General features: G+C 59.6%; 21 protein-coding genes. 10 read left to right on the forward strand and 11 right to left on the reverse strand.

Going from position 1 to position 24,911, the window contains the following annotated elements:
* Positions 1-18: 18 nt before the first annotated feature.
* Complete coding sequence (uvrA, locus tag Q0931_RS00280; RefSeq protein WP_299256093.1) at positions 19-2,850, reverse strand: excinuclease ABC subunit UvrA; 2,832 nt, start codon at positions 2,848-2,850, stop codon at positions 19-21.
* Positions 2,851-3,161: 311 nt separating this feature from the next.
* On the opposite strand from uvrA, the gene ssb reads away from it, so the two are divergent.
* Positions 3,162-3,764 carry a single-stranded DNA-binding protein gene (ssb, locus tag Q0931_RS00285; RefSeq protein ID WP_299256095.1) on the forward strand — a complete coding sequence of 201 codons (603 nt, stop codon included), beginning with the start codon at positions 3,162-3,164 and terminating at the stop codon, positions 3,762-3,764.
* Between the two features lie 60 nt (positions 3,765-3,824).
* Here ssb and Q0931_RS00290 read toward each other — a convergent pair whose 3' ends face one another.
* Positions 3,825-4,829, reverse strand: coding sequence for a DNA topoisomerase IB (locus tag Q0931_RS00290; protein WP_299256097.1), 1,005 nt, complete (start codon positions 4,827-4,829; stop codon positions 3,825-3,827).
* A 200-nt stretch (positions 4,830-5,029) separates the two neighbouring features.
* Here Q0931_RS00290 and Q0931_RS00295 point away from each other — a divergent pair, with 200 nt between their 5' ends.
* Positions 5,030-5,905, forward strand: a complete 876-nt coding sequence (locus Q0931_RS00295; protein ID WP_299256099.1) for a sugar nucleotide-binding protein — start codon at positions 5,030-5,032, stop codon at positions 5,903-5,905.
* Positions 5,902-6,654 (forward strand): 1-acyl-sn-glycerol-3-phosphate acyltransferase, encoded by a 753-nt coding sequence (locus tag Q0931_RS00300; protein ID WP_299256101.1) that lies wholly within the window; start codon positions 5,902-5,904, stop codon positions 6,652-6,654. The genes Q0931_RS00295 and Q0931_RS00300 overlap by 4 nt, the downstream gene beginning before the upstream one ends.
* A gap of 95 nt (positions 6,655-6,749) precedes the next feature.
* Here the strand turns inward: Q0931_RS00300 and fabB are convergent, their stop codons facing one another.
* From fabB to Q0931_RS00330, 6 genes are all read right to left on the reverse strand, one after another.
* Positions 6,750-7,976 carry a beta-ketoacyl-ACP synthase I gene (fabB, locus tag Q0931_RS00305; RefSeq protein WP_299256103.1) on the reverse strand — a complete coding sequence of 409 codons (1,227 nt, stop codon included), beginning with the start codon at positions 7,974-7,976 and terminating at the stop codon, positions 6,750-6,752.
* A 13-nt stretch (positions 7,977-7,989) separates the two neighbouring features.
* Complete coding sequence (gene fabA, locus Q0931_RS00310; protein ID WP_108843371.1) at positions 7,990-8,505, reverse strand: 3-hydroxyacyl-[acyl-carrier-protein] dehydratase FabA; 516 nt, start codon at positions 8,503-8,505, stop codon at positions 7,990-7,992.
* 134 nt (positions 8,506-8,639) lie between these two features.
* Complete coding sequence (gene phrB / locus Q0931_RS00315; RefSeq protein WP_299256106.1) at positions 8,640-10,055, reverse strand: deoxyribodipyrimidine photo-lyase; 1,416 nt, start codon at positions 10,053-10,055, stop codon at positions 8,640-8,642.
* A gap of 67 nt (positions 10,056-10,122) precedes the next feature.
* The gene (locus Q0931_RS00320; RefSeq protein WP_299256108.1) at positions 10,123-11,073 is read right to left on the reverse strand and encodes a MerR family transcriptional regulator; all 951 of its coding nucleotides are present in this window, start codon (positions 11,071-11,073) and stop codon (positions 10,123-10,125) included.
* Between the two features lie 188 nt (positions 11,074-11,261).
* Positions 11,262-11,645: a CbiX/SirB N-terminal domain-containing protein gene (locus Q0931_RS00325; RefSeq protein ID WP_299256109.1), complete on the reverse strand. Its 384-nt coding sequence runs from the start codon at positions 11,643-11,645 to the stop codon at positions 11,262-11,264.
* A gap of 63 nt (positions 11,646-11,708) precedes the next feature.
* On the reverse strand, positions 11,709-12,710 hold the full coding sequence (locus Q0931_RS00330; RefSeq protein WP_299256112.1) for an FAD-dependent oxidoreductase: 1,002 nt from the start codon (positions 12,708-12,710) through the stop codon (positions 11,709-11,711).
* A 195-nt stretch (positions 12,711-12,905) separates the two neighbouring features.
* On the opposite strand from Q0931_RS00330, the gene Q0931_RS00335 reads away from it, so the two are divergent.
* A complete protein-coding gene (locus Q0931_RS00335) occupies positions 12,906-13,808 on the forward strand; it encodes a TIGR01777 family oxidoreductase (RefSeq protein WP_299256114.1) in 903 nt (300 codons plus the stop codon).
* Positions 13,809-13,842: 34 nt separating this feature from the next.
* Here Q0931_RS00335 and rapA read toward each other — a convergent pair whose 3' ends face one another.
* Positions 13,843-16,770, reverse strand: a complete 2,928-nt coding sequence (gene rapA / locus Q0931_RS00340; RefSeq protein ID WP_299256116.1) for an RNA polymerase-associated protein RapA — start codon at positions 16,768-16,770, stop codon at positions 13,843-13,845.
* Between the two features lie 182 nt (positions 16,771-16,952).
* A complete protein-coding gene (locus tag Q0931_RS00345) occupies positions 16,953-17,738 on the reverse strand; it encodes a hypothetical protein (protein WP_299256118.1) in 786 nt (261 codons plus the stop codon).
* A gap of 84 nt (positions 17,739-17,822) precedes the next feature.
* On the opposite strand from Q0931_RS00345, the gene Q0931_RS00350 reads away from it, so the two are divergent.
* Positions 17,823-18,074, forward strand: a complete 252-nt coding sequence (locus Q0931_RS00350) for a hypothetical protein (protein ID WP_299256120.1) — start codon at positions 17,823-17,825, stop codon at positions 18,072-18,074.
* Complete coding sequence (locus tag Q0931_RS00355; protein ID WP_299256122.1) at positions 18,064-19,524, forward strand: phosphatidylserine/phosphatidylglycerophosphate/cardiolipin synthase family protein; 1,461 nt, start codon at positions 18,064-18,066, stop codon at positions 19,522-19,524. The genes Q0931_RS00350 and Q0931_RS00355 overlap by 11 nt, the downstream gene beginning before the upstream one ends.
* 34 nt (positions 19,525-19,558) lie before the next feature.
* On the opposite strand, the gene Q0931_RS00360 is transcribed toward Q0931_RS00355, so the two are convergent.
* Positions 19,559-19,864 (reverse strand): hypothetical protein, encoded by a 306-nt coding sequence (locus Q0931_RS00360; RefSeq protein WP_299256124.1) that lies wholly within the window; start codon positions 19,862-19,864, stop codon positions 19,559-19,561.
* Between the two features lie 180 nt (positions 19,865-20,044).
* Here Q0931_RS00360 and Q0931_RS00365 point away from each other — a divergent pair, with 180 nt between their 5' ends.
* From Q0931_RS00365 to Q0931_RS00380, 4 genes are all read left to right on the forward strand, one after another.
* Positions 20,045-20,800: an alpha/beta fold hydrolase gene (locus Q0931_RS00365; RefSeq protein WP_299256126.1), complete on the forward strand. Its 756-nt coding sequence runs from the start codon at positions 20,045-20,047 to the stop codon at positions 20,798-20,800.
* A 174-nt stretch (positions 20,801-20,974) separates the two neighbouring features.
* Entirely contained in the window at positions 20,975-22,099 is a 1,125-nt protein-coding gene (locus tag Q0931_RS00370) for a TAXI family TRAP transporter solute-binding subunit (RefSeq protein WP_299256128.1), read from the forward strand.
* An 8-nt stretch (positions 22,100-22,107) separates the two neighbouring features.
* Positions 22,108-22,677 carry a DUF1850 domain-containing protein gene (locus tag Q0931_RS00375; RefSeq protein WP_299256130.1) on the forward strand — a complete coding sequence of 190 codons (570 nt, stop codon included), beginning with the start codon at positions 22,108-22,110 and terminating at the stop codon, positions 22,675-22,677.
* Positions 22,658-24,907 carry a TRAP transporter permease gene (locus Q0931_RS00380; RefSeq protein ID WP_299256132.1) on the forward strand — a complete coding sequence of 750 codons (2,250 nt, stop codon included), beginning with the start codon at positions 22,658-22,660 and terminating at the stop codon, positions 24,905-24,907. Before Q0931_RS00375 ends, Q0931_RS00380 begins: the two co-directional genes overlap by 20 nt.
* Positions 24,908-24,911: the final 4 nt, after the last annotated feature.

A 24,911-nucleotide genomic window follows, 5' to 3' on the forward strand; every position in this document is an offset into this window, starting at 1 on the left:
TGCGGTCCTGATTGACAGCTAGTAGCCTCTTTCCAGCAGCGGCTTCAAAAAGCGTCCTGTGTGCGAGATGGTCTGCTCGCTGACCTCCTCAGGTGTACCTTCGGCAATGATACGTCCACCGCCGGAGCCGCCTTCGGGCCCCAGATCGATAATCCAGTCTGCCGTCTTGATGACATCCAGATTGTGCTCGATGACCACCACCGAATTGCCTTGATCGCGAAGGCGATGCAGAACCCCCAGCAGTTGCCGGATGTCTTCGAAGTGAAGGCCTGTGGTGGGCTCATCAAGGATATAAAGTGTCTTGCCGGTATCCCGCTTGGCCAGCTCACGTGCCAGTTTGACCCGCTGTGCCTCACCGCCGGAAAGCGTGATCGCGCTTTGCCCCAGCTTGATATAGGAAAGGCCGACGTCCATCAGGGTCTGCAAGCGGCGGGCAATGGCAGGCACCGGCGAGAAAAACTCGACGGCTTCTTCGATCGTCATCTCCAGAACATCGTGAATGCTGTGCCCCTTGTAGAGGACGTCCAGTGTTTCACGGTTGTAGCGCCGGCCGCCACAGACGTCACAGGGCACATAGATATCAGGCAGGAAGTGCATCTCTACCTTGATCATGCCCTCGCCCTGACATGCTTCACAGCGTCCGCCCTTGACGTTGAAGGAAAACCGCCCCGGCTTGTAGCCCCGCGATCGCGCCTCTGGCGTGCCGGCAAAGAGCTCGCGAATCGGCGTGAATATACCGGTGTAAGTGGCCGGGTTGGAGCGAGGCGTACGTCCGATGGGGCTTTGATCGATATCGATGACCTTGTCGAGCTGATCGAGGCCTTCAATCTCCTTGAATGGCGAGGGGGTGAGCGTGGTGGCCTTGTTGAGTTCGCGGGCCGCCACGGGCATCAGGGTGGCATTGATCAGGGTGGATTTCCCCGACCCCGACACGCCGGTCACACAGACAAAAAGCCCCAGCGGTAGTGCAAGGTCAACATTGTCGAGATTGTTGCCGCTGGCCTTTGTCAGGCGCAGCATCTTCTCGGGGTTGATCGGCGTACGTGGCGAGGGGATCTCGATGCGCCGGGTGCCCGAGAGGTATTGTCCGGTCAGCGATTCCGAACTGGCTTCAATCTCGTCAGGGGTGCCCTGGGCAATAATCTGACCGCCATGAACACCTGCGCCAGGGCCAATATCGAGCACGTGATCTGCGGCTCGAATGGCATCCTCGTCATGCTCGACCACGATGACGGTATTGCCCAGATCGCGAAGCCGGACCAGTGTCTGCAGCAAACGATCGTTATCGCGCTGATGAAGGCCGATGGAGGGTTCATCAAGAATGTACATGACGCCCACCAGCCCGGCGCCAATCTGGCTGGCCAATCGTATACGCTGAGCTTCACCGCCTGACAGGGTGTCGGCACTGCGCTCCAGCGTCAGGTAGTCAAGGCCGACATTGACCAGAAACTCGAGACGGCTGGTAATCTCATAGAGAATGCGTTTGGCAATTTCGCCCCGGCGCCCGGGGAGATCCATTTCGCCAAAAAATGTCCGTGCTTCCCCGATCGGTTTGGTGACCACTGAGGGCAGCGAATGATCATCGACAAAAACGTGTCGTGCCTCGCGTCTCAATCGGCTTCCGTGACAGGTCGGGCAGGGGCGTACGGCCAGGTGTCGCGACAGATCATCGCGGACCATGCTTGAATCGGTTTCCCGGTAGCGCCTCTCCATATTGGGCAGTACGCCCTCAAAGGCATGCTCTCGAGCGACCTTCTTGCCGCGGTCGTTGACGTAGGAAAACGAAATGGATTCACGACCGCTGCCATGCAGCACCACATCGCGCACCCGCTGTGGCAGCTGCTTCCACGGCGTCTCCAGCTCGAAACTGTAGTGTGCAGCAACAGCTTCCAGCTGGTTGAAATAGTAAATGCTGCGTCTATCCCATCCCTTGATAACGCCTTCTGACAGAGAAAGCTCGTCCTGACGGATAAGCTTGTCAGGATCGAAAAACTGATGCACGCCCAGCCCGTCACAGCTCGGACAGGCGCCCGCCGGATTGTTGAAGGAGAACATGCGCGGCTCGAGTTCGGCGATCGAGTAGCCACAGATGGGACAGGCAAAGCGCGAGGAAAAGATCATGTCTTCGCGGTCGCCATCCATGAAATGCAGCACGGCAGCACCGTCGGCCAGCCCCAGCGCGGTTTCAAACGACTCTGCTAGGCGCTGCTCGATGTCCTGGCGGATCTTCAGGCGATCCACCACGACACTGATGTCGTGCTTCTTGTTCTTGTCCAGAGTCGGCAGTTCATCGAATTCATATGTCTGACCGTCGATCTGTACCCGTACGAATCCCTGAGTGCGCAGCTCGGTCAGGGCCTGCTGATGTTCTCCCTTTCGGCCCTTGATGATGGGGGCCAGCAACATGACACGGGTGCCTTCCTCAAGTGCCAGCGTCTGATCGACCATCTGCGAAACGGTCTGGGCTTCAAGATCGAGCTCATGATCGGGGCATCGCGGTGTGCCAGCGCGGGCATACAGCAAGCGCAGGTAGTCATATATTTCGGTGATGGTGCCGACAGTCGAGCGCGGATTGTGGGATGTGGACTTCTGTTCGATGGAAATGGCCGGTGACAGCCCCTCGATGTGGTCCACATCGGGTTTTTCCATCATGGAAAGAAACTGGCGTGCATAGGTCGACAGCGATTCAACGTAGCGCCGTTGCCCTTCTGCATACAGGGTGTCAAAGGCCAGAGAAGACTTGCCTGATCCGGAGAGCCCGGTAATGACAATCAGTTTGTCACGGGGCAGCTCGACATCAATGTTCTTCAGGTTGTGGGTGCGAGCCCCACTCACCGAAATACGATCCATACCTACCTCATCGCCGGCGTCGGAAAGACACTATAGAAGGAGTTGAAAGCGAGGCGCAAAATGCAGTGCACAGCGTTTTCCATGTGATGCGGGGCCCGGTAAAATGGTGACAGCACACCATACCGGGGCAGGTGCCCATCAGGGCACGTAAAAAGTAGCCGCTTGAAGCGCTGCTTTGGTTCGTTCCACGATATGTGTGGCAAGGCCTGCATTGCAGTGAATATCCATACAGTTATTATAGACGATCATGTCAAGGCAATGTCCCTGGCAGTCCATTCGTTTAAACATGCCAGCCGGCACTGGAGAGAAACATGGCCCGTGGGGTAAACAAGGTCATACTGATCGGTAATCTGGGTCAGGATCCGGAAGTACGTTTTCTGCCCTCCGGCAGTCCTGTCTGCAATCTGCGTCTGGCCACTACTGACAACTGGACTGACCGTCAGAGTGGTCAGCGTCAGGAGCGCACCGAGTGGCACAGCGTTGTGATGTTCAACAAGCTGGCCGAAATTGCGCAGCAGTATGTCAAGAAGGGCTCTCGGCTCTATATCGAGGGACGTCTGCAGACCCGCAAGTGGCAGGGACAGGACGGGCAGGACCGTTACTCGACTGAAATCGTGGCCAATGACATGCAGATGCTGGACAGCCGTAGCGGTGCTCAGGGCGGCGACTTCGGCGGTCAGGGCGGCGGTGGCTATGGCCAGCAGGGTGGTGGTTACGACCAACAGGGCGGCGGCACCCGCCAGAACAGTCCCTCGGGTGGCCAGAATCAGGGTGGCTACGGTCAGGGCCAGAACAGCCATGGGCAAGGCTCTCAGCAGGGTGGCCAGGGCAATCAGCAGGGTGGTCAGAATCAGGGTGGCGGCGCGCCCAACCCTGGCAGTTTCGATGATTTCGATGACGAGATTCCGTTCTAGACATCGGGATTCAGTGTGCCTTACCAGACCCGCCATCCGGCGGGTCTTTTCATATGATGTTTAGTGCTCCTGTTTCAGTCGGGCCTGAAGAAGCTTCAAAATGGCGCGCTCTTCGGGGCCTGTCAGGTCATCCTGATCAAGGGCTTCTTCGATCTGCTCCAGAAAATGTCGCAGTAACCGGCCATCCAGATAGCTTTCGATGACACGTGGATCAATATAGCTTGCGCGAGCAATGCTGGGTGTATTGCCCAGTCGTGTGGCCACGCGCTCGACCGCTTCACGAATATATTGCTGGCTGACATCGTCACCATCGCCGATACCCAGCTCGTCCAGCGCCAGTGCTGCGATGGAAGTGCCGGCCCAGGTGCGAAAGTCCTTGGCACTGAAGCGCTCTCCCATGACGTCGTGAATGTAGTCATTGAGATCGTGGCTATCGACCCGTACCTTGCGCCCGTCATCATCAAAATACTTGAAGATTTCGTAGCCGGGGATATCGTCGAGTTCTCCGACAATTTGTGCCAGTTTTTCATCCTCGACTACCTTGTGCTGTTGTTGGCCACTCTTGCCCTGATAGTCGAAAATCAGCTCATCGCCGTTGATGGTGAGATGGCGTGAGCGCATGGTGGTCAGCCCATAGGAGTCGTTCTGCTCGCTATAGCTGTCGTTGCCGGGGCGAAAATAGGCGGTATCCAGAAGCCTGACCATGCAGGCCAGCACCTTCTCTCGTGGCATGCCTTCGCGTGCCATGTGTTGGCCGGTAATGCGTCGCATGGTCGAGAGTCGCTGAGCGAAGTCGACGATGCGATCAAATTTCATCCGTTCACGCTGCTCTCGCCACTCGCTGTTGTAGATATATTGCTTGCGCCCGGCATCGTCTCTTCCTGTCGCATGAATGCGTGCCTCCCGGTCAAGGGTAATGGCCACGTCGCGCCAGGCCGGGGGCACGGCAAGGCTTTTGATCCACGCTCGCCACTGGCGGTCCTTCAGGGTCCGTCCGCCTTCGTCGCGATAGGTAAATCCCTTGCCGCTGCGATGGCGTGTCACGGTGGTGGCTTCTCTTGTCATGCAGGCAGGCTTCTTGGCTGGTGAACGTTACAGAGACTCTGACTGATCATAGACGATTATCATCTGTCCGCTGCGGCGGATCCGGCGGCGCGGAGCGGGGCAGGGGCAGTGCAACCCATGGGTTTTTTTTGTAAAGTGTCGGGCCTGCCGCGTCACTGCCCGCCAAGAGTGACGTCATTTTCTGTCGGGCCGCAAAATCAATGAAACTATTACTGCTTGATGCCGATCACTGTCTTGGTCGGGCGCTCATCGATGAAAGCGACTCGCGAAGCGATGTTGAGCTGATCATTGAACGTTCCCGCCAGTGCTCCCTATCACATTTGAAGGCCCGGGCACCGGATGCCGTCATTTTTCCGCCATTACTGGATCCAGCCAGTGTCGACTACGCCGAGATTGTTGAGCATGTCGATCAGGTCGGTGCTGTCATGACTGCCTGTCATGTCCATGGGGTGCCGCTGGTCTGGTTGGTCAGCGATCAGGTCTTTGAAGCCGGCCTGGACATGCCCATCGAGGAGAGTGTGCTGCCTTCGCCTCGCGATGAAGGCCTGCAGCGTCTGCTGGAAACAGGCAATCGAATTCGATCGACCCTGACCGAACACTTTATCGTGCGTACCGGGCCGCTGATGGCGCTGGAAGGGCACAATGCATGGCTTGCAGAGCTATTGGACGCTCTGGTGGAGGGGAGGCCCCTGCGAGCCGCAGAAGACGAGATTATCTGTCCAACGCCCGTGCAGGCCGTGGCACGTGCCATGATTGGCATTCTGGCCCAGCAGTTTTCAGGCGCCAATGCCTGGGGGACCTATCATCTTGCCGGTGTTGAGCCGGTCAGTCTTTATACCTTCCATGGCGTCGTGCGCCACCAGCTGGAAATTCAGCTGGCCAGAAGACATATCGATCTGACACTCGGCGAGATTCAGCCCTTGCATCATCATCATGATCAGCCGCTGCGACGCGTACTCAACTGTCGTCAGATGCTTGAGACCTTTGGCGTGCATCAAAAGCCCTGGCGGCTGGCGCTGGATGCCATGCTCGAACAGTGGTGTCAGATACGCTTTGACGAGGAGAAGGGGCCGTGAAGGCGCTACGCAGTCTTTTGTTTTATACCGGCTATCTGATGGCCATTCTTGTCAGCGCGGTTACCCTGGTGCCGCTGGCCTTTTTTCTACCGCTCAACGGCCGGTTTCGCGTCCTGAATCTTTATAATCACTTTATCGTGTTCTGGTTCAGCCTCTGCTGTGGCGTACGCTATCGTGTGGAAGGTCGTGATCACGTTCCGGACACGCCCTGCGTCCTGTTGTCCAACCATCAAAGCGAATGGGAAACCCTTTTTCTTCAGACCATCAAATCGCCCATGTGTACGGTACTTAAACAGGAACTGCTGAAAATCCCTGTTTTCGGTTGGGCGCTAAGGATGCTCAGACCCATTCCTCTGGATCGGTCAAAGCCATCACGGGCGCTCAGAATGGTCTTGAGTGAAGGTGCCGCTCGACTGGAATCCGGACTTTCCGTGCTGCTGTTTCCCGAAGGTACCCGGGTTCCCCCTGGAGAACGCCGCCGTTTCAACAAAAGCGGTGTGCATATGGCCTGCCGGGCAGGGGTACCGATACTGCCGGTGGCTCATAACGCCGGTGAGCACTGGCCAGGCAAGGGTCTGATCAAAACACCCGGGCAGATTAATGTCGTGATTGGTGAGCCCATTGCGACCAGGGGGCGCAGGCCGGATGAGGTGACCTGGGAGGTCGAGCAGTGGATCGAGCAGCAGCTCTCACGTATTTCAAGCGTGCCCAGGCCTGCCGTGGAAGAGGCCTCTGCCAGCGCCTTGTAGAGGCCGGGCAGCGGCAGGGAGCAAGAAAATGAATCTCTAAAGACATGAAAAAGGGCGCCCCTGTGGGCGCCCTTTTTGTGTCGATGCTGCAGCGATCAGGTCGACGGGTCGGTCATTCGCTGAAAGATCAGGCAGGCATTGGTCCCACCGAATCCGAAGCTGTTGGACAGCACCCGGTCAAGGCGTACACCGTCACGACGACTGGTCACGATATCCAGATCACTGGCTTGCGGATCGACCTCATCAATATTGGCTGACGCGCAGATGAAATCGTTTTGCATCATGAGAAGCGAGTAGATGGCTTCCTGTGCGCCGGTTGCACCCAGGGAATGTCCGGTCAGCGACTTGGTCGAGGAGATTGCGGGCACCCTGTCACCAAAGACATCACGCAGGGCCTTGATCTCGCACATATCGCCTACCGGCGTCGAGGTGCCATGCGTATTGATATAGTCAATATCACCCTTGACGGTGGCCATTGCCTGCTGCATGCAGCGAGCGCCGCCTTCACCGGAGGGCGCGACCATATCGTGACCATCGGAATTAGCCCCGTAGCCCACGACCTCGGCATAAATTTTGGCACCGCGCGCTTTGGCATGCTCAAGTTCTTCGAGTACCAGCATGGCACCACCACCGGCGATGACGAAGCCGTCGCGGGCAGTGTCATAGGCGCGAGAGGCCTTTTCAGGGCAATCGTTATAGCTGGTGGACAGCGCACCCATGGCATCAAACAGGCAGGACAGGGTCCAGTGCTCTTCCTCGCCACCGCCGGCAAAGACGATATCCTGCTTGCCCAGCTGGATCTGTTCGACGGCACTGCCGATACAGTGCGCCGAGGTCGCGCAGGCAGAAGAGATGGAGTAGTTGATGCCCTTGATGCCAAAGGGGGTGGCCAGACATGCTGATACGGTGCTGCCCATGGTGCGGGTTACCCGATAGGGTCCGACCCGACGCAACCCCTTTTCACGCAGGATATCGGCGGCTTCAACCTGATTGGCAGAAGAAGCGCCACCCGAACCTGCAATCAGGCCGGTGCGCACGTTGGACACGTCTTCGGGTGCAAGCCCGGCATCCTCGATGGCCTGCTGCATGGAGACATAGGCATAGGCGGCCGCATCACCCATGAAGCGGCGCTGCTTGCGATCGACCAGAGCATCCAGGTCGATGTCTACAACACCGGCAACATGGCTTCGCATTCCGCGCTCGACATACTCTTCGCGAAAGCGAATGCCGGAACGGCCTTCCTTGAGAGATTGAAGTACCTGATGCTGATCGTTGCCCAGGCAGGAGACAATGCCCAGGCCAGTGACTACCACTCGTCGCATGGGAGCCTCCCCATCAGAAATTCGCAGTGGAGGTGAACAGGCCAACGCGCAGATCGTTGGCTTCGTAAATATCGCGGCCATCCACGGACAGTACGCCATCGGCGATGCCCAGGATCAGGCGGCGCGTGATCACCCGTTTGATGTGGATATGATAGGTGACCTTCTCGGCGTCCGGAAGAATCTGTCCGGAGAACTTGACCTCGCCACATCCAAGGGCGCGGCCGCGGCCGGGATTGCCCAGCCAGCCCAGATGGAAACCTACCAGCTGCCACATGGCGTCAAGGCCCAGGCAGCCGGGCATGACAGGATCACCCGGGAAGTGACACTGGAAAAACCAGAGGTCAGGGCTAATATCCAGCTCAGCGATCAGCTCGCCCTTGCCGTATTTGCCACCCGCTTCCTGAATGTTGGTGATGCGATCCAGCATCAGCATGTTCGGTGCCGGCAGCTGTGCATTTCCAGGGCCGAAAAGCTCACCCTGACTGCATGCAAGCAGCTGATCACGGTTAAAGGAGTGTTGCGTGGTCACTGACATGTTCCGGAAATCAAAGGAATAGGTACTCCCGGGGAGGGGAGCGCGCCTAGTTTACTGATAGAGGTGGCGAAATGCACGCCAGCGCCTGTAGGCAGGCCTGCAGCCTTGGCGTCACTCTTCAGCTACGTTTAACTTAGTGCCTTGAAGGCTTCCAGCGCTCGTTGACGCGCCGCGCGATGATCCACCATGGGAGCCGGATAACCGGTCTGCTGACAGGTGGCGGCATCAGGCGCATGACGCTTTTTTGCGGCAACGTTTGCCAGTTCGGGCACAAACTCTGCAATAAATAGGCCTTCCGGGTCAAAGCGTCTGGACTGGGTGGTTGGATTAAAGATGCGAAAATAGGGTGATGCATCCGTCCCCGTGGAGGCCGCCCACTGCCAGCCACCGTTGTTGGCGCCCAGTTCACCATCCACAAGATGCTGTAGAAAAAACGCTTCGCCGCGTCGCCAGTCTATCAGCAGATGTTTGCTGAGAAACATGGCGGTCACCATTCGCAGGCGATTATGCATCCAGCCGGTCGTGATCAGCTGGCGCATGGCCGCATCCACCAGAGGATAACCGGTGTTGCCGTCGCACCAGCGTTGAAAGTCTTCATCGCTGTCACGCCAGACCAGAGCCTTCGTGTGTTCCTGAAAGGGCTGGTGGCAGTTGACACGGGGGAAACCGACCAGCACATGCTGATAAAATTCGCGCCAGATAATCTCGCTGATCCAGCTTTGTAGATTACTGTCACCGTCACCCAGATGCCCGCCATTTCTGGCCGCTGCAGCGTTGATGCACTGGCGCCAGGAAATCATGCCCAGCGCCAGCCAGGCCGATAGACCGCTGGTCGCCGTCATGGCCGGAAAGTCGCGCCCGCTGTCGTAGTGATGCGCTCTTTTTTGCAGAAAACGCGCCAGTCGGTCCTGTGCAGCCTCTTCTCCGGCAGGCCAGTCATCGGCATCGATGACGGCACTGCCAGTATCAAGTTCGGGAATAGCGTCGCCTGCAACATCGTCCAGGGCAGTCTGTGCCCTGGGCGCATCAAACTGCTGAAGCTGGTCGGACCCGATATTCTTGAGCCAGGCTTTATAAAAGGGTGTAAAGACGCTGTAGTAGCGCCCATCGCCAGTCAAAAGCTCGCCTGGCGTGAAGGCGATCTGGTCGGTATAGCGATGAGTGTCCAGATCGCTTCGATGAAACTGCTCGCTGACCTGCCGGTCGCGACGTCGTTCATTGAGGCCATATTCATCGTTAAAGTGCACGGCCTCACAATCGAGCGCCAGCGCCAGCTCAAGAAGCTGCTCGGGCAGGGTGTCAAAGTGCTCGGCACTGATGATCTTCAGAGGAATATTGAGGCTTTTCAGATGCTCTGACAGCACTTCAACTCCGCGCCGCCAGAAAGCGAGCTTGTTGTCACCGTGCCCATGCTGTCGCCACTGCTGCGGGGTCCAGCAGATCACTCCGATCACGGGCCCACGCTGCGCTGCATGGTAAAGGGCAGTATTGTCTTCACATCTCAGGTCGGTTCTAAACCAGACCAGCTGGCGCTTGCTACCCATTTGCCGGTTCCTTTCGCAAGCAACCCGCCGTAAGGCGGGTCGCAGTCAATCCATGACATTATCGATATCAGCCATGACGAGCGGTGGCCAGTCTCAGTTGGGCGATCGCTCGGGCCGGGTCGCTGTCCAGTGCGCTCAGGTTTTCCTCATTCGTCTCACGCAGCTGCCGCGTAATGGAGCCTGCAACACGAATGGGCAGCATGCCCTGGTAGGATGCTTGTGAAAGCTGGCGGCGAAGCCCTTCGATATCGGCTTCCATGGCGCCGGAAAGAACGATGGTTCTGGCATCCTTGCGTCGGGCGGCTTCAATAAGTTCACCGACGGGAACGGAGCCATCAAACAGGGTAATGTAAAAACCGGCGCTGCTGACAGTGAAGGCAAACAGAAGCTGCCAGAGTGCACCGCAGCCGCCCGGAAGATAGCTCATCAAAATACGTGGCTCGGTATTTTCATGGTTGCCATGATAGAGCCGCAGGCCCAGCCGGGTTCTTAAAAATGATTCCAGAAAACATCGCTGTGCCATGGGAGTGGCGTGATCTGCCCAGTCAGTCTCAAGACGTTCCACAACAGGTTGCCAGAGACGCGCAATGGCCGTGTTGACTGGGTACAGACCCATGCTTCGAGTAAAAAGATTCTCGAGGCGGTTGGTATCAAACTCGGCAACAGCGTCAATGACCTCAAGGTGTTGACCTTCCCAGTCATGATCCGATGACGCTTCTCCAGAGGAAGATACCTGGTCGCTATCCTTCGACGCCGGTGTATCGTTTGAAGCCTGATCCAGCAGTTCTCCTACCTGGCTGACCGGAACGCCCCGATTCAGCCACTGCAGGATACGCTCGACCCGCTCGATGTCTTCGCGAGCATAAAGGCGATGCCCTTTGGGGGTACGTCTTGGCTGAATCAATCCGTAACGGCGCTCCCATGCACGCAGCGTTACCGAATTGACACCGGTCAGGCGCGACACCTCTCTTATGGGGTAGAGCGGTCCGCCTACAGCACTTGCCACTTTCTCAGTCATGGTAAAGAGAGCCTCCTTCGCAGTTCCTGCTAACAGGAACGTGGATGCCTTTGGAACAACCCACGTTGCGAAAATGAGCTATTCGACCTGCATGCATGATGGCGTTGGCCATCATGGTCGAACAAATAAATTTAACCTGTGTATAGCAAGAGTGTAGCAGTATTTGCACAGGTGTTGTACGTCAAACTTCACTGTGTACAACTGCTGTCACGCTGGTTCTCCGCAACGATTGAAACGACCACATCTGCAAACGATGGATGCTGGCCCACCGGGTCCAGAAGGGTCAGCGAAAGCTCAGGGTGTTCCTGATGCAGGGCGTCCAGCTGTTTCGGCACGTCCTCGCGCAGGTGGCGTCCTGCGGCAAAAAAGAGTGGCAGGATATCGATATTGTTAAACCCCTCGGCGTGCAGCTCTGCGACCACGTTTTCGATCAGCGGCTCACAGAGTTCCATATAGGCCAGTCGAACCGGCGTTGTCATGCGTTCCTTGAGGCGCTGTTCCAGTGTTTCGAAAGGCGCCTGCCAGCGGCTGTCCGTGGAGCCATGGGCCAGTACGATCAGTGCAGTTGTCATGTCAGTATCATTCCTGAATCATCAAAATGTTGAATTGGCCGGTCACGCTGGCGGCGGGCGTCTTCATGCGCGGCAAAGCGCCTGTGCCAGTCGGTTGCCCGATTGCCAGGCCGCCTCGACGCGGCCATCGATGCACCAGTCGCCGCAAAGGGATAGCCCCTTTGACATGTCGACAAGATAGCCTGCGGTGTGTTCTGTCGGCCGGCGAGGCTGGGCATATCGCCACCGATGGGCGCCCTGCGCTTTAACCGCCGGCAGCGGTACGGGGTAGCACTGCCGAAAGGCCTCGATCATTTCATCAGCCACCTGGTCGGGGTCGGCTTCAAGGTGTCTGTCAGACCAGTCATCATTGGCCAGAAGCGTGATGCGTTCACCTCCATGCTGCCCGGGGCGAGTCTGGTTGCGTGCGGCCCAGCGCAGCATCGGTGATGTCTTCAGAAAAGCGCCCTGCCAGGTATCGATGCCTTCCGGCATGGCCAGAGTGTCCTCGAACCGCACCCAGGTACTCCAGCAGGAGGACATCCCGGGCAGGGGCAGCAGCGATGTCGCGACCTCGTGCAGAAGCTGCGCTGCCTGAGGTGCCGGGATGGCCACGATGACATGATCAAACCCTGACCAGAGCCGACCGTTCTGATCCTCCAGTCTCCAGGTCGAACCTGTGCGCGTTATCGACGTGATGCGTACCTGCTGGTGTATTTCCAGCGATTCGGCCAGTGCATCGGTCAGGGCTGCCATGGAGGGCACCCCTGAGTATCTGGGATGTTCGGGGTGCCGTGACTGCCATTGACCGTCGACATGACAGGCCATGAGGTCCGGCCACCGTGCCACAACACCCAGCTTTTCGCAGTGTGTGATGACCTTCGCAAAGTCGGGGTCACGCACCGTGAAATACTGGGCGCCCAGATCGAACAGGCCGTGCGCGTTGCAGCGTGATGACATTCGCCCGCCGGGACGGCGGCCCTTGTCAAAAATTTGTACACTCCTTCCCGCCTGCTGCAGTGCGCGTGCAGCAGCCAGCCCGGCCATGCCGGCGCCGACAACGGCTATATTGTGCAAGAAGTCCACGAAAGCCTCAAATTGTCTGAAGGGGAAAGGCCCCCGACATCTTCGGGGTGCCGGGCGCTGTCCGGATAAATCTTGTACGTTATATGTACCAAAAGGGCGTTGACGTTAAAAACGGTTCTCAACAGATTTTGCAGAATGACCAATGGTCATGGCGAATTCCTGCGATTGTCATGTGCCGGATCAGGGGAGAGTGATGTGAATATAGTAATCACCGGAGCAACCGGCTTTGTCGGGCAGGCGCTGTGTCAGTACTGGCATGAACAGGGCCATACGCTGATGGTCGTTTCCCGTCAGCCGAACAAGGCCCATGCCGCCATCGGTGTGCCTGTCATGGCACGCGCCGCGGCAGTCGATTTTGCTGACCAGTCAGTGGATGCGGTGGTTAATCTGGCCGGTGAGCCCATTTTCAATCGTCGCTGGAGCGAGGCCCAGAAGAAAAAGCTGATTGCCTCTCGTCTCAAGGCCACTCGGGATGTGGGTGAGCTGTGTCAGCGGCTGGATCAACCACCCAAACGACTGATCTCGGGCTCGGCAATGGGCTACTACGGTGATCAGGGCAGTCGAGAGGTGACCGAGCAGACCCCGCCTCATGACGAATTTGCCCACAGGCTCTGTCGAGAGTGGGAAGAGGCTGCGTTACAGCTGGCCTCGGATCAGATGCAGGTGGCCTGTCTCCGGATTGGCCTGGTGCTGGACCGCGATGGCGGCATGCTCAAGCCCATGCGGCCCATGTTCCGCCTGGGGGTAGGCGGTCGGCTTGGCAAGGGACAGCAATACATGCCTTGGGTTCATCGCCATGATCTCGTGCGCATTATCGATTTTCTGCTCAAGCATGAGGATATTCAGGGCGCCTGGAATGCCGGGGCACCCCAGCCTGTGACCAACGCGGAATTTACCCGCACGCTGGCGGCCAGCCTGCATCGGCCGGCGCCCTTTGTGATGCCGGGACGCGTGGTATCGCTGGCACTGGGGGAGATGTCGCAGCTGCTGCTGACCGGGGCCCGGATGCTGCCGACAAGGCTTGAAGCGGCCGGATTCCGCTTTGAATATCCCACCCTTGAAAAGGCGCTGATCGCCATCGAACATCGCGCCGCCTGAGCGGCGCGATATGACCGTTTGATCGGCAGCCCGCTTACTGCGGATCGACGGTCACGATCACACGCACGGCATCCAGCTGCAGACGGGTGCCGGCAATGGCGTCATCCAGGGCTGCACGCTCGTGACGCAGCATCTCGATCTCCTCGGCACGCACGTCCGGGTTGCGCTGTGCCAGCGCCTCCAGTCGATCGATTTCACCTTCCAGCTGGGTGGCCATTTGCGCTCTGGCCTGATTCACCAGCGCCGGCAGTTCTGCCTCGGCCTGTTGCTCGGCCTGATCAAACAGCTCGCGCAGCTGCTGCTGGCGCTCTCGCACCAGGTTTCGGGCAACCCCTTTTTTGACGTGACGCAGATTCTTCGCCAGCCCGCCGAAGGAGACCTTGTCGGACAGTACCTGTCCTGACTCATCGAGCAGCACGCGCACGGTAGCCGGTGGGAAGAAGCGATTGACGTGCAGCGCCTTCGGCGCGCTGGTACGCGTGCGAAAGATCGCCTCCAGCATGAAGCGTCCGCCCGGGATGGCGGGGTGGGCCAGCAGCGCCAGCGCCGTATTGCCCATGCTGTCATTGGTGGCCCGGGAGAGCATCTCGCGTACCAGCGGGTGCTCCCAGGAGAGCCGCTGAAGATCGTCGCGGGCCAGCGCGCGCTGGCGTGACCGGGTGGCGGTGAAGCCCTCTTCGCCGCGGATCAGACCGGGCATGCCGTCCACCATGTGCGATCCCGGGTGTAGATAGGTCAGGCCTTCATCCGTTTCCCGGGTGTCGATGCCAAAGACGTCCAGCGCCTGATCGAGATAGCGATCCAGCGTGGCATCATCATCCAGCGACTGTACGGCTTCGATCATGTCATTGGCATGGCCTGCGTCAAACGAGCTCCAGGCGAGCAGACGGTCGCGACCGGCTTCCCGCTCCTGGCGTGTCCGGACGGCCAGCGTGCGGGACGCTTCGATGACCTCGTCCAGCGCTTCTCTATCCAGCAGGGCATCAAACAGCGCATCGCCATGGGCATCGCTGACCACACTGCCCAGACCGCTGGGCGCTTCAAAGGCCGCCAGCGCTTCCTGATACCAGCGCAGCAGTGCCCCGGTCGGGCTGCCGGTCATGATCGGCAGATGAATCTCGACGTCGTGCTGCTGGCCGATACGGTCCAGACGTCCGATGCGCTGTTCCAGTTGATCAGGATGCGGCGGCAGATCAAACAGGATCAGATGGTGGCAGAACTGGAAGTTGCGACCTTCGGAGCCGATTTCAGAGCAGATCAGCAGCGGGCTGCCATCTTCGGCCTCGGCAAAGGCGGCCGCGGCGCGATCCCGCTCGATCAGTGTCATGTTTTCGTGAAAGACCGGCACATGCAGCCCGGTCAGCACCTGCAGGCCGGCGGCCAGCTCCCGGGCGGTTTCGCCGTAGTGGCAGATCAGAAGCGCCTTTTCGCCGGGGTGGCCCTTGAGCCATTCACGCAGCCAGGCCATGCGCGGATCCACGCGCCACCAGCGCTCATCCTCCTGGGTATCCTGCCGGCGCGCCTCGAAGGTGGCCTCGGGGTAAAGCAGGATCTCCGGATAATCCGGCCCGGTCTCGATCAGGAGACTGTCCAGATAGTCCTCGTCGCGGCTGATGCGCTGCTCGATGCGGCGATAGGCACCCGGGTTTTCCAGCTCGCTGACGTGCAGGCGGCGCACCGGAAAGCCGCTGACATGGCGGCGGCTGTTGCGGAACATGACCCGGCCGATGCCATAGCGGTCGAGCAGGACGCGCCGTAGCGATTCGCGCAGCGAGGGCTGTTCATCAACCCCGGCCTTCATCAGGTTCTCCAGCAGAGCGAGCGCCTGCGCATCGTCTTCGACGATACGGTGCAGCGCGTCATGGTGCTGCGCCTCGGCAGGCAGGTGCTCAAGAGCTTCGAGCGCCTCGGCAAGCGTCGCGTGACCGCGCTGTTCGGCTCTAAAGGCGTCAATGTCGTGGTAGCGCTCGGGGTCGAGCAGACGCAGACGGGCAAAGTGGCTGACATCGCCCATCTGCTCCGGCGTGGCGCTCAACAGCAGCAGTCCGGTGCGCTGGGTGGCCAGCGCTTCCACGCACTGATAGCCGGTATCGCCACCGTTTTCCGGGTCCCACTCAAGGTGCTGGGCTTCATCCACGATCAGCAGGTCCCAGGCGCAGGCCTGTGCCTGGCTCTGGCGCTCGGGGCTGGCAAACAGCCATTGCTGGCTGGCCAGCACCAGCTGCGCGGATTCAAACGGGTTGCCATCGCTGCCACGGGCCTGGCTTTGCTGTTCATCCAGCAGCGTGACTTCGATGGAGAAACGGCGCAGCAGCTCGACCAGCCACTGATGCGTCAGACTGTCCGGGACCAGAATCAGGGCGCGCTCGACGCGGCCGGTCAGCAGCATGCGATGCAGCACCAGACCGGCCTCGATGGTCTTGCCCAGACCGACTTCGTCGGCCAGCAGCACGCGCGGCAGGCGGCGGCTGGCGATGTCATCGGCGATGTGGAGCTGATGCGGGATCAGGTCGATACGCGGGCCGGACAGACCAAAGCCGGGATGGCGCTCGACGCGCGCAAGGTGCTGAAGGCTGCGGTAGCGCAGGTTGAAGGCGTCATTGCGATCGATCTGGCCGGTCAGCAGACGGTCGCGAGCCTGGTGAAACTGCATGCGATCACTGATGCGGGATTCAGGAAGCTCGCGCTCGCCGTTGCTGTCCTGACCGATGTAGATGATACGGCCGCCTTCATCGCGCAGCTCGCTGACCAGCAGGACCTGGCCATCATCGGTATCAATGCGGTCGCCGCGACCGAACACCACACGGGTCAGGGGCGCTTCGCGCACGCTGTAGGTACGGGTTTCATCGCTGGCGGCAAACAAAACGGTCACGCTGCGCGCATCGCAGTTCAGTATGGTGCCAAGGCCCAGCTCGGTTTCGCCGTCACTGATGAAGCGTTGACCGGAAATAAAATTGCTCATGATGCCTCGAAGATGTCGCCTCACGGGCGCGCGGGTACAGATTTGAATCGGTCATCGACTGGAGATGAACTGTCGTGGGTCACTGGTTCGGTCCGCCGTCAGCCATGACCCTTGAAAAGGGTGCCTATCTTAACCAAAAGAGAAGGCGTCCGGGGCACTGATGTGAGCATGTGTTACTGCCATCAGGGGGTGGCGGCGGTTATCACCGACAGATCATGCACGCGTGCCAGGGTATTGTCCGGCGCCACATGCAGCAGTACCGGCAGGTGCTCGTGACGGATCAGGGCCAACAGGTGCTGCCGCGCATCCAGCAGCAATGACGCATCCTCAAGGTCGAGCCGCTGGTCAGGATGCTGATCCAGATAGCGAAGCACGACCAGAAGCGGTTCGCCCTGATTGACCAGTGTCAGATCCGGGCGATGTTCAGCGGGCTGCTCGGCCAGTCGTTGAAGCCACTGCCGACAGAGGCTGCAGTCGCTGCGCCACAGTAGAAGGTAATGGGCAGATTCTGTCCTGGCCGGCGTCACCGAATGGCCCTCGAGCGACTCGAGCGTCATCGCTGGCAGGGTGACGGGGAGAGGCGTTTGCAGATCCGATCGCCACTGCTCCAATCCCCACCAGAGACCGCTGGCCATCATGAGAAGAAGGCACAGCCTGTTGCGCAGTTCAGGGCACTGGCGGCAGAACCACAGTGTCCATGTCAGCAGGGCGATCAGTCCGCCGGCGGGGTCGAACCTGGTCTGCCGGAGTTGTGCCTGCCACGAAAGCTCAGGGGACCAGTTGCCGGCAAGCCATGCCCAAAGCGCGGCGCCGATCGGCCAGCAGATCAGGGCGCCCAGTGCCCAGGCTGTCGTCGTGGCCCGCGCTGAAGGGCTGATGAGATGGGCCGTCAGTAGTGTCACCGTGGCACAGGCCACGGCCAGCGGTGCCGGGGACAAAAAGAGCGTGGCACTATCGAGGAGATCCATTCGTTTTTTCCATCATGCGTTAGAATTTGACAGGCCGGCGTGTCCGGTCATGCTTGTTGATCCATGTTGTTGCCGGTGATTTTCATGCCCGATTCCCGCGCCAGACGCGCTCGCCATCGTGATACGCCACGTATCGTGGCCATTTCGGCCCAGGCGATCGGCTTTATTCTGATCGTGCTCTTTGAGACCCTGTTGCCTGAGCATCTCAAACGTCCGTCCCAGGGCCTTGTCCTGGTCGCCATGCTCGTGGCAGCGCTTTACGCTGCTCTGCTGCGTCGTTATTACCGCAATCGGTCGCTGAAGCGTCGCGACCATGAGTCCTTTCATGACCAATGATATGTGTGCCGGTGCCCTGAGACGCTGGGCGAAACAGCATGGCCAGGCGTCCAACGGCAGCAGCGGCATGCGCCTGATGTCCGACGGCCTTGACGCCTTCGAAGTCCGTGCCCACCTGGCACGTTACGCTGAACACAGCATCGACAGCCTGAGCTATCTCCTTGAGGACGGCACCACGACCCGGGTGTTGATGGCCGAGCTTCTGGCCGCGGCCGAACGCGGCATTCGGATCAGGATGCTGGTGGATGACATGAGCGCCATCAGCGTGCAGTGCATGCTGCGTGCCATGCAGACCCATCCCAATATCGAAGTGCGTCTGTTCAACCCGGTGACCTTCTGGCGGCGCTACACCTGGAGCCATCGACTGGCCATGGCGCTGACCATTCGCCGTTCGCATCGACGCATGCACAACAAGCTCTGGCTGGTGGATGGCATGGTGGGTATCGCGGGGGGGCGCAACCTCAGCGATGACTATTTCATCACCAAAAGCGAATACAATTTCGCCGATCTCGACATGCTGGTGGCCGGCGGCCGCGTGGCCGAGCAGATGCGTGAATGCTTCCGTCAGTACTGGCATGGCCGCTGTGTCAGCACCCTGACGTCGCTGATGCCGAAGGCGCCGGATCATGACTGGCAGGCCCTGCGCGAAACGCTCAAACAACAGCTGGCCGGCGAGGAGCTGGCAGATTCTGCCTTTTTGTCCATCCATCACGGTGAACAGCGCGCGCTGGAAGACGGGCTTGGTGAGCTGGTTCAGGCGGATGGTGAGCTTTACTGGGACCACCCCGACAAGCCATGTCAGCCAGGGTACCCGCCTCGCGAGATGATCATGGGGCCTGCCATCGGGGCGATGGTGGCCGACACGCAAACGCATATAAAGATTGTCTCGGCCTATTTTGTGCCCAGTGAGCGCGACGTGATCGATATTGAAGCGCTGCTGGAAAAGGGGGTGGGCGTGACCGTATTGACCAACTCCCTGCAGGCCAATGACACGCCGGTGGTCAACGGCGGCTACGCGCCCTGGCGGGCACGCTTTCTGAAAAAGGGCGCGCGCATGCATGAGCTGCGACACGGCCACAGGCCGCGCCGACGCCGTAAACACCATTTCGGCATCATGGCTTCCAGCCTGCACGGCAAGGCCATGGTCATGGATGACAAAAAACTCTTTATCGGCTCGTTCAATATCGATCCACGCTCCACCTGGTGGAACAACGAAATGGGTCTGCGAGTGGAGCATGAGGGGCTGGCGGCGGAGCTTGATGGGGTGATCGAGCGGGCCCTGAGTCCGGCCAGCAGCTTCAGGGTTGAACGCGATGACCAGGGTCAGCTTTCCTGGCTGACCGTGGATGAAAACCACAAGGCACATCGATTGATGAAGGAGCCCGGCAGTCTGCTGGCCCGTGCTCAAAAATGGCTGGGCGGCCTGCCGGGCATTTGGCGACTGCTCTAGCGCATTATCGAAAAAGAGGGGAAGGGGACTTGCGTTAGCTGTTGTGCTCGATGGCTTCTTCGGCAGTACAGGCAATATTGTCAATGATGGTCCACTGCTCCGGCGTACCACCTTTCTCCACGGCGTCAATGAGGGCGGCGGTGGCGCGACGCAGGTAGGGCTTGCCATCTTCCTCGTGCGCCTTTTCAAGATCGCCTTCCATGTCCTCGATCAGCGCCTCGACGCCATCGTAATCATCACTCCATTCAAGCGCCTGGCGGGCAGCCTCCTTGATGGTCTCTCCAACGCCAATGATGGCGCTGTCACTGGCGACAATGTAACCGCTGGCATTCATGGGCATGTATCCTCTATAGCCGTTCGGCGAAGGGGCCGGCATCACCGGAGTTTGTCGGACATAAGCATCAGTATAGACATGCCTGCGCCGTCCTCGACAATCCCTCGCTGGCACATCTCTCTGTCACATGCGATGCGGCCAGCTATGCTCAACGCAAATGTTCAACGCCTGAGTCAGGGAGACAACATGCTGCCATTGATCGATCGGGGTCAGAGCGAGACTGCACTGGTCATGATGCACTTTTTCGGCAATTCACATCGGGAATGGCTCGAGGTCATCGAGCATCTGGGACCGGAACATCGCTGCATTGCGCTGGACCTGCCCGGGTTTGGCGACGCGGCAGACCGTGAAGGGTTTGATACCTGCGCCATGGCGGATCAGGTCGAGCAGACCATCGAGGCGCTGGGGCTTGAGCGGGTGGTGCTGATCGGCCACTCCTTTTCCGGCAAGGTGGCCATGGTGCTGGCGGCCAGAAAGCCCCGATGGCTGGTGTCGATGGTGCTGGTTGCCCCGGCACCGGCCTGTCCGCAGCCGGTCAGCGACGAGGAGCGCGAGTTTCAGCAAACCTTTGATCACAGTCGTGCCCAGGCCGAGGCCTTCATTGATGGCGCCATCGCACAGAACATTTCTCCCGCGCGCTATCGTGACGCCGTGGACGATGCCATGCGTGCCTCACCCGAGGCCTGGCAGGCCTGGCCGCGCCACGGCAGTCTGGAGGATTTCTCAAGGGATGTCGGTGTGCTGGACTATCCGACACTGATTGTCGTGGGCGATCAGGACCCCTCGTTACCGCCGCAGACGCAAAGAGATCTGGTGCTGGGACAGTTCGCCGCGCCGCGCCTTGAGGTCATCCCTGATCACGGCCATCTGCTGCCGATGGAAATGCCTCAGGCGCTGGCCGCTCTGATCAATGGCTTTGCCGGGCACTTCAGTCAGCACTGAAATGAAAGGAACAACGCCTGCCGATTTTTCAATACGACCAATGGATGTCATGCCTGACGCCTCTCGGGCATCAGGTACATTGTGTTACGACATTGCCCCTGTATACATTGACCTCGCATGACAGCGCCTGATCGACAAGGGCGCACGAATACCAATGAATCAGGGGATGGCACCATGAATTATAAAAGCGGACTGATAGCAGCCTCACTGGCACTGCTGATGCTGGGCGGTTGCAGCGATGACAGCGACAGCCAGAAGGCTGAAAGTGAAAGTGGTGCAAATGCCCAGCAGGACAGTACCGACAGCCAGAACGGCAGCAGTGATGCCACGGCGGATCCGGTTCAGCTGGTATTCGGGACCGGCGGGACCTCGGGGGCCTACTACGCGCTGGGTGGCGCGCTGAAGTCCGTGCTTGAAGCCAGTCCGGTCGTCAGCAACGTCCAGGTCGTCTCCACGGGGGCCTCGGTACAAAACATCCAAAACATTCAGGACGGGCTGAATCAGCTGGCGATCGTTATGAGCGATGTGGCCTATGATGCGGTCAACGGTCAGAATCAGTTTGAAAACAACCCCGCGGACATCACGGCGATCGCCGGACTGTATCCCAACGTGGTCCAGGTCGTGGCGCTGGATAACAGTGGCATCAACAGCATTGCGGACATGGCCGGCAAGCGCATCGGTGTCGGCCAGGTCGGCTCGGGCGTGGAAGCCAGCGCCAAGATTGCACTGGCGGCAGCCGGTCTTGATTACGATGATCTGGGGCGCGTCAGTCATACCGGCTATGCCGACAGCGTGACCGAAATGAGCAACGGCAATCTGGACGCTGCCTTTTTCACCTCGGGCGTGCCCAACAGCAACATTACCGGCCTGATGCAAAGCCGCGATATCAAGTTCGTCAACATCGATGGCGATACCGCGGAGAAGCTGATGGAGGATTATCCCTACTACCAGAGCTACACCATCCCTGCCGGTGCTGCCGAACGCTATGACCTCTCCGAACCGGTCAATACCGTGGCCATCCGCAATCTTCTGATCGCGCCGGCCAGCATGCGTGACGATGTGGCAGAAGATCTGGCTCATCGCTTTGATGAGTATCTCGGCTCCGGTCAGGTCGCTGTGGGGGCTCTGCGAGAAGTGGGCACCGATACGCTGGACCAGGATCTGGTCCTGCCGGTGCATCCCGGCGCAAAGCGCTACTACGACAGTCGCAAGGACAGTGCTCAGGGCAGTCACGCCGAGAGTGGTTCTGTTGACAGTGACGCTGCCGAGAACGAAACCACCGAAAACAACGCCACCTGAGCCAATACGTGTCCCGTCGTCACGGCTGGTGGGTGCTGTATGGACTGGTACTGCTGCTGGTGCTTTGCTGGCCCCGGCCCTGGCTGGTGGTCAGCGAGCTTGATGCCAAAGGCGCCGACGAGCGGCGTTATGTGTTTTCCGGCGATGATGGCACGCGGTTTTCACTACGCTGGCAGCATTCGGTCGAGCTTGAGGACTGGATCGAAACCTTCGAGCTGTCCCATGGCGGCATTGATGTGGTGCGCAGCCGCTTCAAGACCTTTGGTGCCGGTGTGCCGGATACCGGTCGAGCCAGTCGTCTGGAGCACGGCTGGGTCGTGCTGAATGACCTTCATCGGCCGGTGGATCCGCTGCTGATACAGGCGGCCTCGCGCGAGCACTATCGTATGGAGTACGGCGGGCACTGCTTCGATCTTGCCGCCCTTGGGCCGGCGCCGATTCTGCATTTCCAACAACAACGGTTGCCACCTGTGCTGGTGATGGGTGCCCTGTGGCGCCCCTGGTGGCACCGAATGACCCGTGGCCATCAGGACGTCGGGTCGGTATCGAGAGAACAGCATGAACACAAAAATGGATAGGCGGGATGCGCCGGGTGAAAGGCGTGACGGCGCCGAGCTGACCGGTGATCTGGCAGGCGGGGACGATAGTGCTGCACTGGACCCGGCGCTGCTGGAAAAATACGACCGCGAGAGTGCCATACGCCACAGTCTGCCGACCTTGTTTGCCCGCGTGGTCTCCGTTCTGGCCGTACTGCTGGCGATTTTCCATCTTTACACCTCAACGGCCGGGCCGCTGATCGATATTCAGCAGCGCAGTATTCACCTGTATACGCTGCTGGCGCTGGCCTTTGTGCTTTATCCCTTCACCCGCAAGGGCGCGCGTGACCGGGTACCGGTTCGCGATGTGATTCTGGCGCTGGTCGCCATTGGTATCGGCATCTACATGATTTTTTCCACCCAGCGGATCATTCTGGCCGCCGGGCGCATTACCGATCTGGATATGGTGATCGGGATCGTGGCCATCCTGCTGGTGCTGGACGCCACCCGGCGCGTGACCGGCTGGGGGCTGACACTTTTGGCCACGGCCTTTCTGGCCTATGGCATTTATGCGCGCCTGTCGTTTTACCCCGAGCTCAACCCCGATATTCTGATGGCGATTGGTCGTCAGCTGATGTCGCATCTGGTCTACATCACCGAAGGCCTGCTGGGCTCGGCGATTGCCGTGTCGGCCAGCTATATCATCCTGTTCATTCTTTTTGGCGCCTTTCTGGGCAAGTCGGGGCTTGGTCAGCTCTTTAACGACCTGGCGCTGGCGGTGGCGGGGCATTCCCGCGGCGGCCCGGCCAAGGTGGCGGTGATTGCCAGCGGGTTTCTGGGCTCGATCAACGGCTCGGCCATAGCCAACGTGGTCACGACCGGTGCCTTTACCATCCCCTTGATGAAAAAGACCGGCTACAAGGCCAACTTTGCCGGCGCGGTGGAGGCGGCCGCCAGTGTCGGCGGGCAGATCCTGCCGCCCATCATGGGGGCGGCGGCCTTCATCATGGCCGAGGTGCTGTCAGTGCCCTATACCCAGGTCATGCTGGCCGGCATCATCCCGGCGCTGCTCTTTTATCTGGGTGTGCTGATTCAGGTGCACCTGCGTGCGCTGCGCAACGGTCTCAAGGGGATCCCGCGTGATCAGCTCTCGCCGGTACGGGCGGTCATGATCGAGCGCGGGCATCTGCTGGTGCCCATGGCGGTATTGATCTGGCTATTGGCTGACGGGCGGGCACCGTTTTTCGCTGCCTTCTGGTCGATTGGCGCCACGGTACTGATCTGCGGCACGCGTCGCGTGGTGATCGGCTTGTCGCTGATCCTTCTGGCGCTGATCTTTCAGCCCCAGCTGGAAGGGCTGGTGATGGGTCGTGGCATCCCGGATATCACCGCCGGGCGGCTGTGGCTGCTGGCAGTGATCGTGGTGCCGGTAGTCATCAATGTGCTGCGGGCCACAAAGGGAATCGTTGCCGAAACCATGACCGCGCGTGACTGCGTCGACGCCATGGAAGGGGGAATTCGCAATGCCATTCCGGTGGCCGTGGCCTGTGGGGCCGTAGGCATCATCGTGGGCGTCGCCACACTGACCGGTATCGCACTGGAAGCGGCCGATGCGGTGGTAGCACTGGGCTCACAGATTCCCAGTCCGACCCTGCAGCTGATGGTCACGCTGCTTTTGACCATGCTGGCCTCCATCGTGCTGGGGATGGGCCTGCCCAGTATTCCGACCTATATCATCACCAGCACCATGGCAGCGCCGATTCTGCTTAATCTGCCGCTGTTTCGCGAACTCTCGGGCAGCAATGAGACGGCCGTGTTTGTGGCGCACATGTTTGTCTTCTACTTCGGCATCTTTGCCAACCTGACACCGCCGGTGGCGCTGGCGGCCTATGCCGGTGCGGGCATCAGCGGTGGTTCTCCCAATGCCACCGGTTTTCAGGCCATGAAGCTGGCCATTGCCGGATTTGTGGTGCCCTTCATGTTCGTGTTTGCGCATGAAATGCTGATGATCGATTCCACGTTGGCCAATATCACGATGGTGCTGATCACCAGCGTGGCAGGGGTGACGCTGCTGGCAGTGGCCGCCGAGGGCTATCTGTGGACACGGGTCAATAGCGTGATGCGGGTGCTGTCACTGGCGGGCGCACTGATGCTGATCTTCCCGGGCGTCTGGACCGACATTGCCGGGGCGGCAATCGCGGTCATCGTGTTTGTGACCAATCGAGCGCTGGCGGGCAGGGAGCCATCAGGGGCATCAGACAGGGCTGTCTGACACC

This window comes from uncultured Kushneria sp., assembly GCF_947497025.1.
GTDB lineage: Bacteria > Pseudomonadota > Gammaproteobacteria > Pseudomonadales > Halomonadaceae > Kushneria.

Bases quoted from the DNA above. Each gene is read 5' to 3' on its own strand.
- phrB (WP_299256106.1), bottom strand. From the start codon at position 10,055: ATGGGTAGCAAGCGCCAGCTGGTCTGGTTTAGAACCGACCTGAGATGT.
- Q0931_RS00350 (WP_299256120.1), top strand. From the start codon at position 17,823: ATGCCCGATTCCCGCGCCAGACGCGCTCGCCATCGTGATACGCCACGT.
- fabB (WP_299256103.1), bottom strand. From the start codon at position 7,976: ATGCGACGAGTGGTAGTCACTGGCCTGGGCATTGTCTCCTGCCTGGGC.
- Q0931_RS00380 (WP_299256132.1), top strand. From the start codon at position 22,658: ATGAACACAAAAATGGATAGGCGGGATGCGCCGGGTGAAAGGCGTGAC.
- Q0931_RS00355 (WP_299256122.1), top strand. From the start codon at position 18,064: ATGACCAATGATATGTGTGCCGGTGCCCTGAGACGCTGGGCGAAACAG.
- Q0931_RS00290 (WP_299256097.1), bottom strand. From the start codon at position 4,829: ATGACAAGAGAAGCCACCACCGTGACACGCCATCGCAGCGGCAAGGGA.
- Q0931_RS00365 (WP_299256126.1), top strand. From the start codon at position 20,045: ATGCTGCCATTGATCGATCGGGGTCAGAGCGAGACTGCACTGGTCATG.
- Q0931_RS00295 (WP_299256099.1), top strand. From the start codon at position 5,030: ATGAAACTATTACTGCTTGATGCCGATCACTGTCTTGGTCGGGCGCTC.
- Q0931_RS00360 (WP_299256124.1), bottom strand. From the start codon at position 19,864: ATGCCCATGAATGCCAGCGGTTACATTGTCGCCAGTGACAGCGCCATC.
- Q0931_RS00345 (WP_299256118.1), bottom strand. From the start codon at position 17,738: ATGGATCTCCTCGATAGTGCCACGCTCTTTTTGTCCCCGGCACCGCTG.
- Q0931_RS00370 (WP_299256128.1), top strand. From the start codon at position 20,975: ATGAATTATAAAAGCGGACTGATAGCAGCCTCACTGGCACTGCTGATG.
- rapA (WP_299256116.1), bottom strand. From the start codon at position 16,770: ATGAGCAATTTTATTTCCGGTCAACGCTTCATCAGTGACGGCGAAACC.
- uvrA (WP_299256093.1), bottom strand. From the start codon at position 2,850: ATGGATCGTATTTCGGTGAGTGGGGCTCGCACCCACAACCTGAAGAAC.
- ssb (WP_299256095.1), top strand. From the start codon at position 3,162: ATGGCCCGTGGGGTAAACAAGGTCATACTGATCGGTAATCTGGGTCAG.
- Q0931_RS00325 (WP_299256109.1), bottom strand. From the start codon at position 11,645: ATGACAACTGCACTGATCGTACTGGCCCATGGCTCCACGGACAGCCGC.
- Q0931_RS00320 (WP_299256108.1), bottom strand. From the start codon at position 11,073: ATGACTGAGAAAGTGGCAAGTGCTGTAGGCGGACCGCTCTACCCCATA.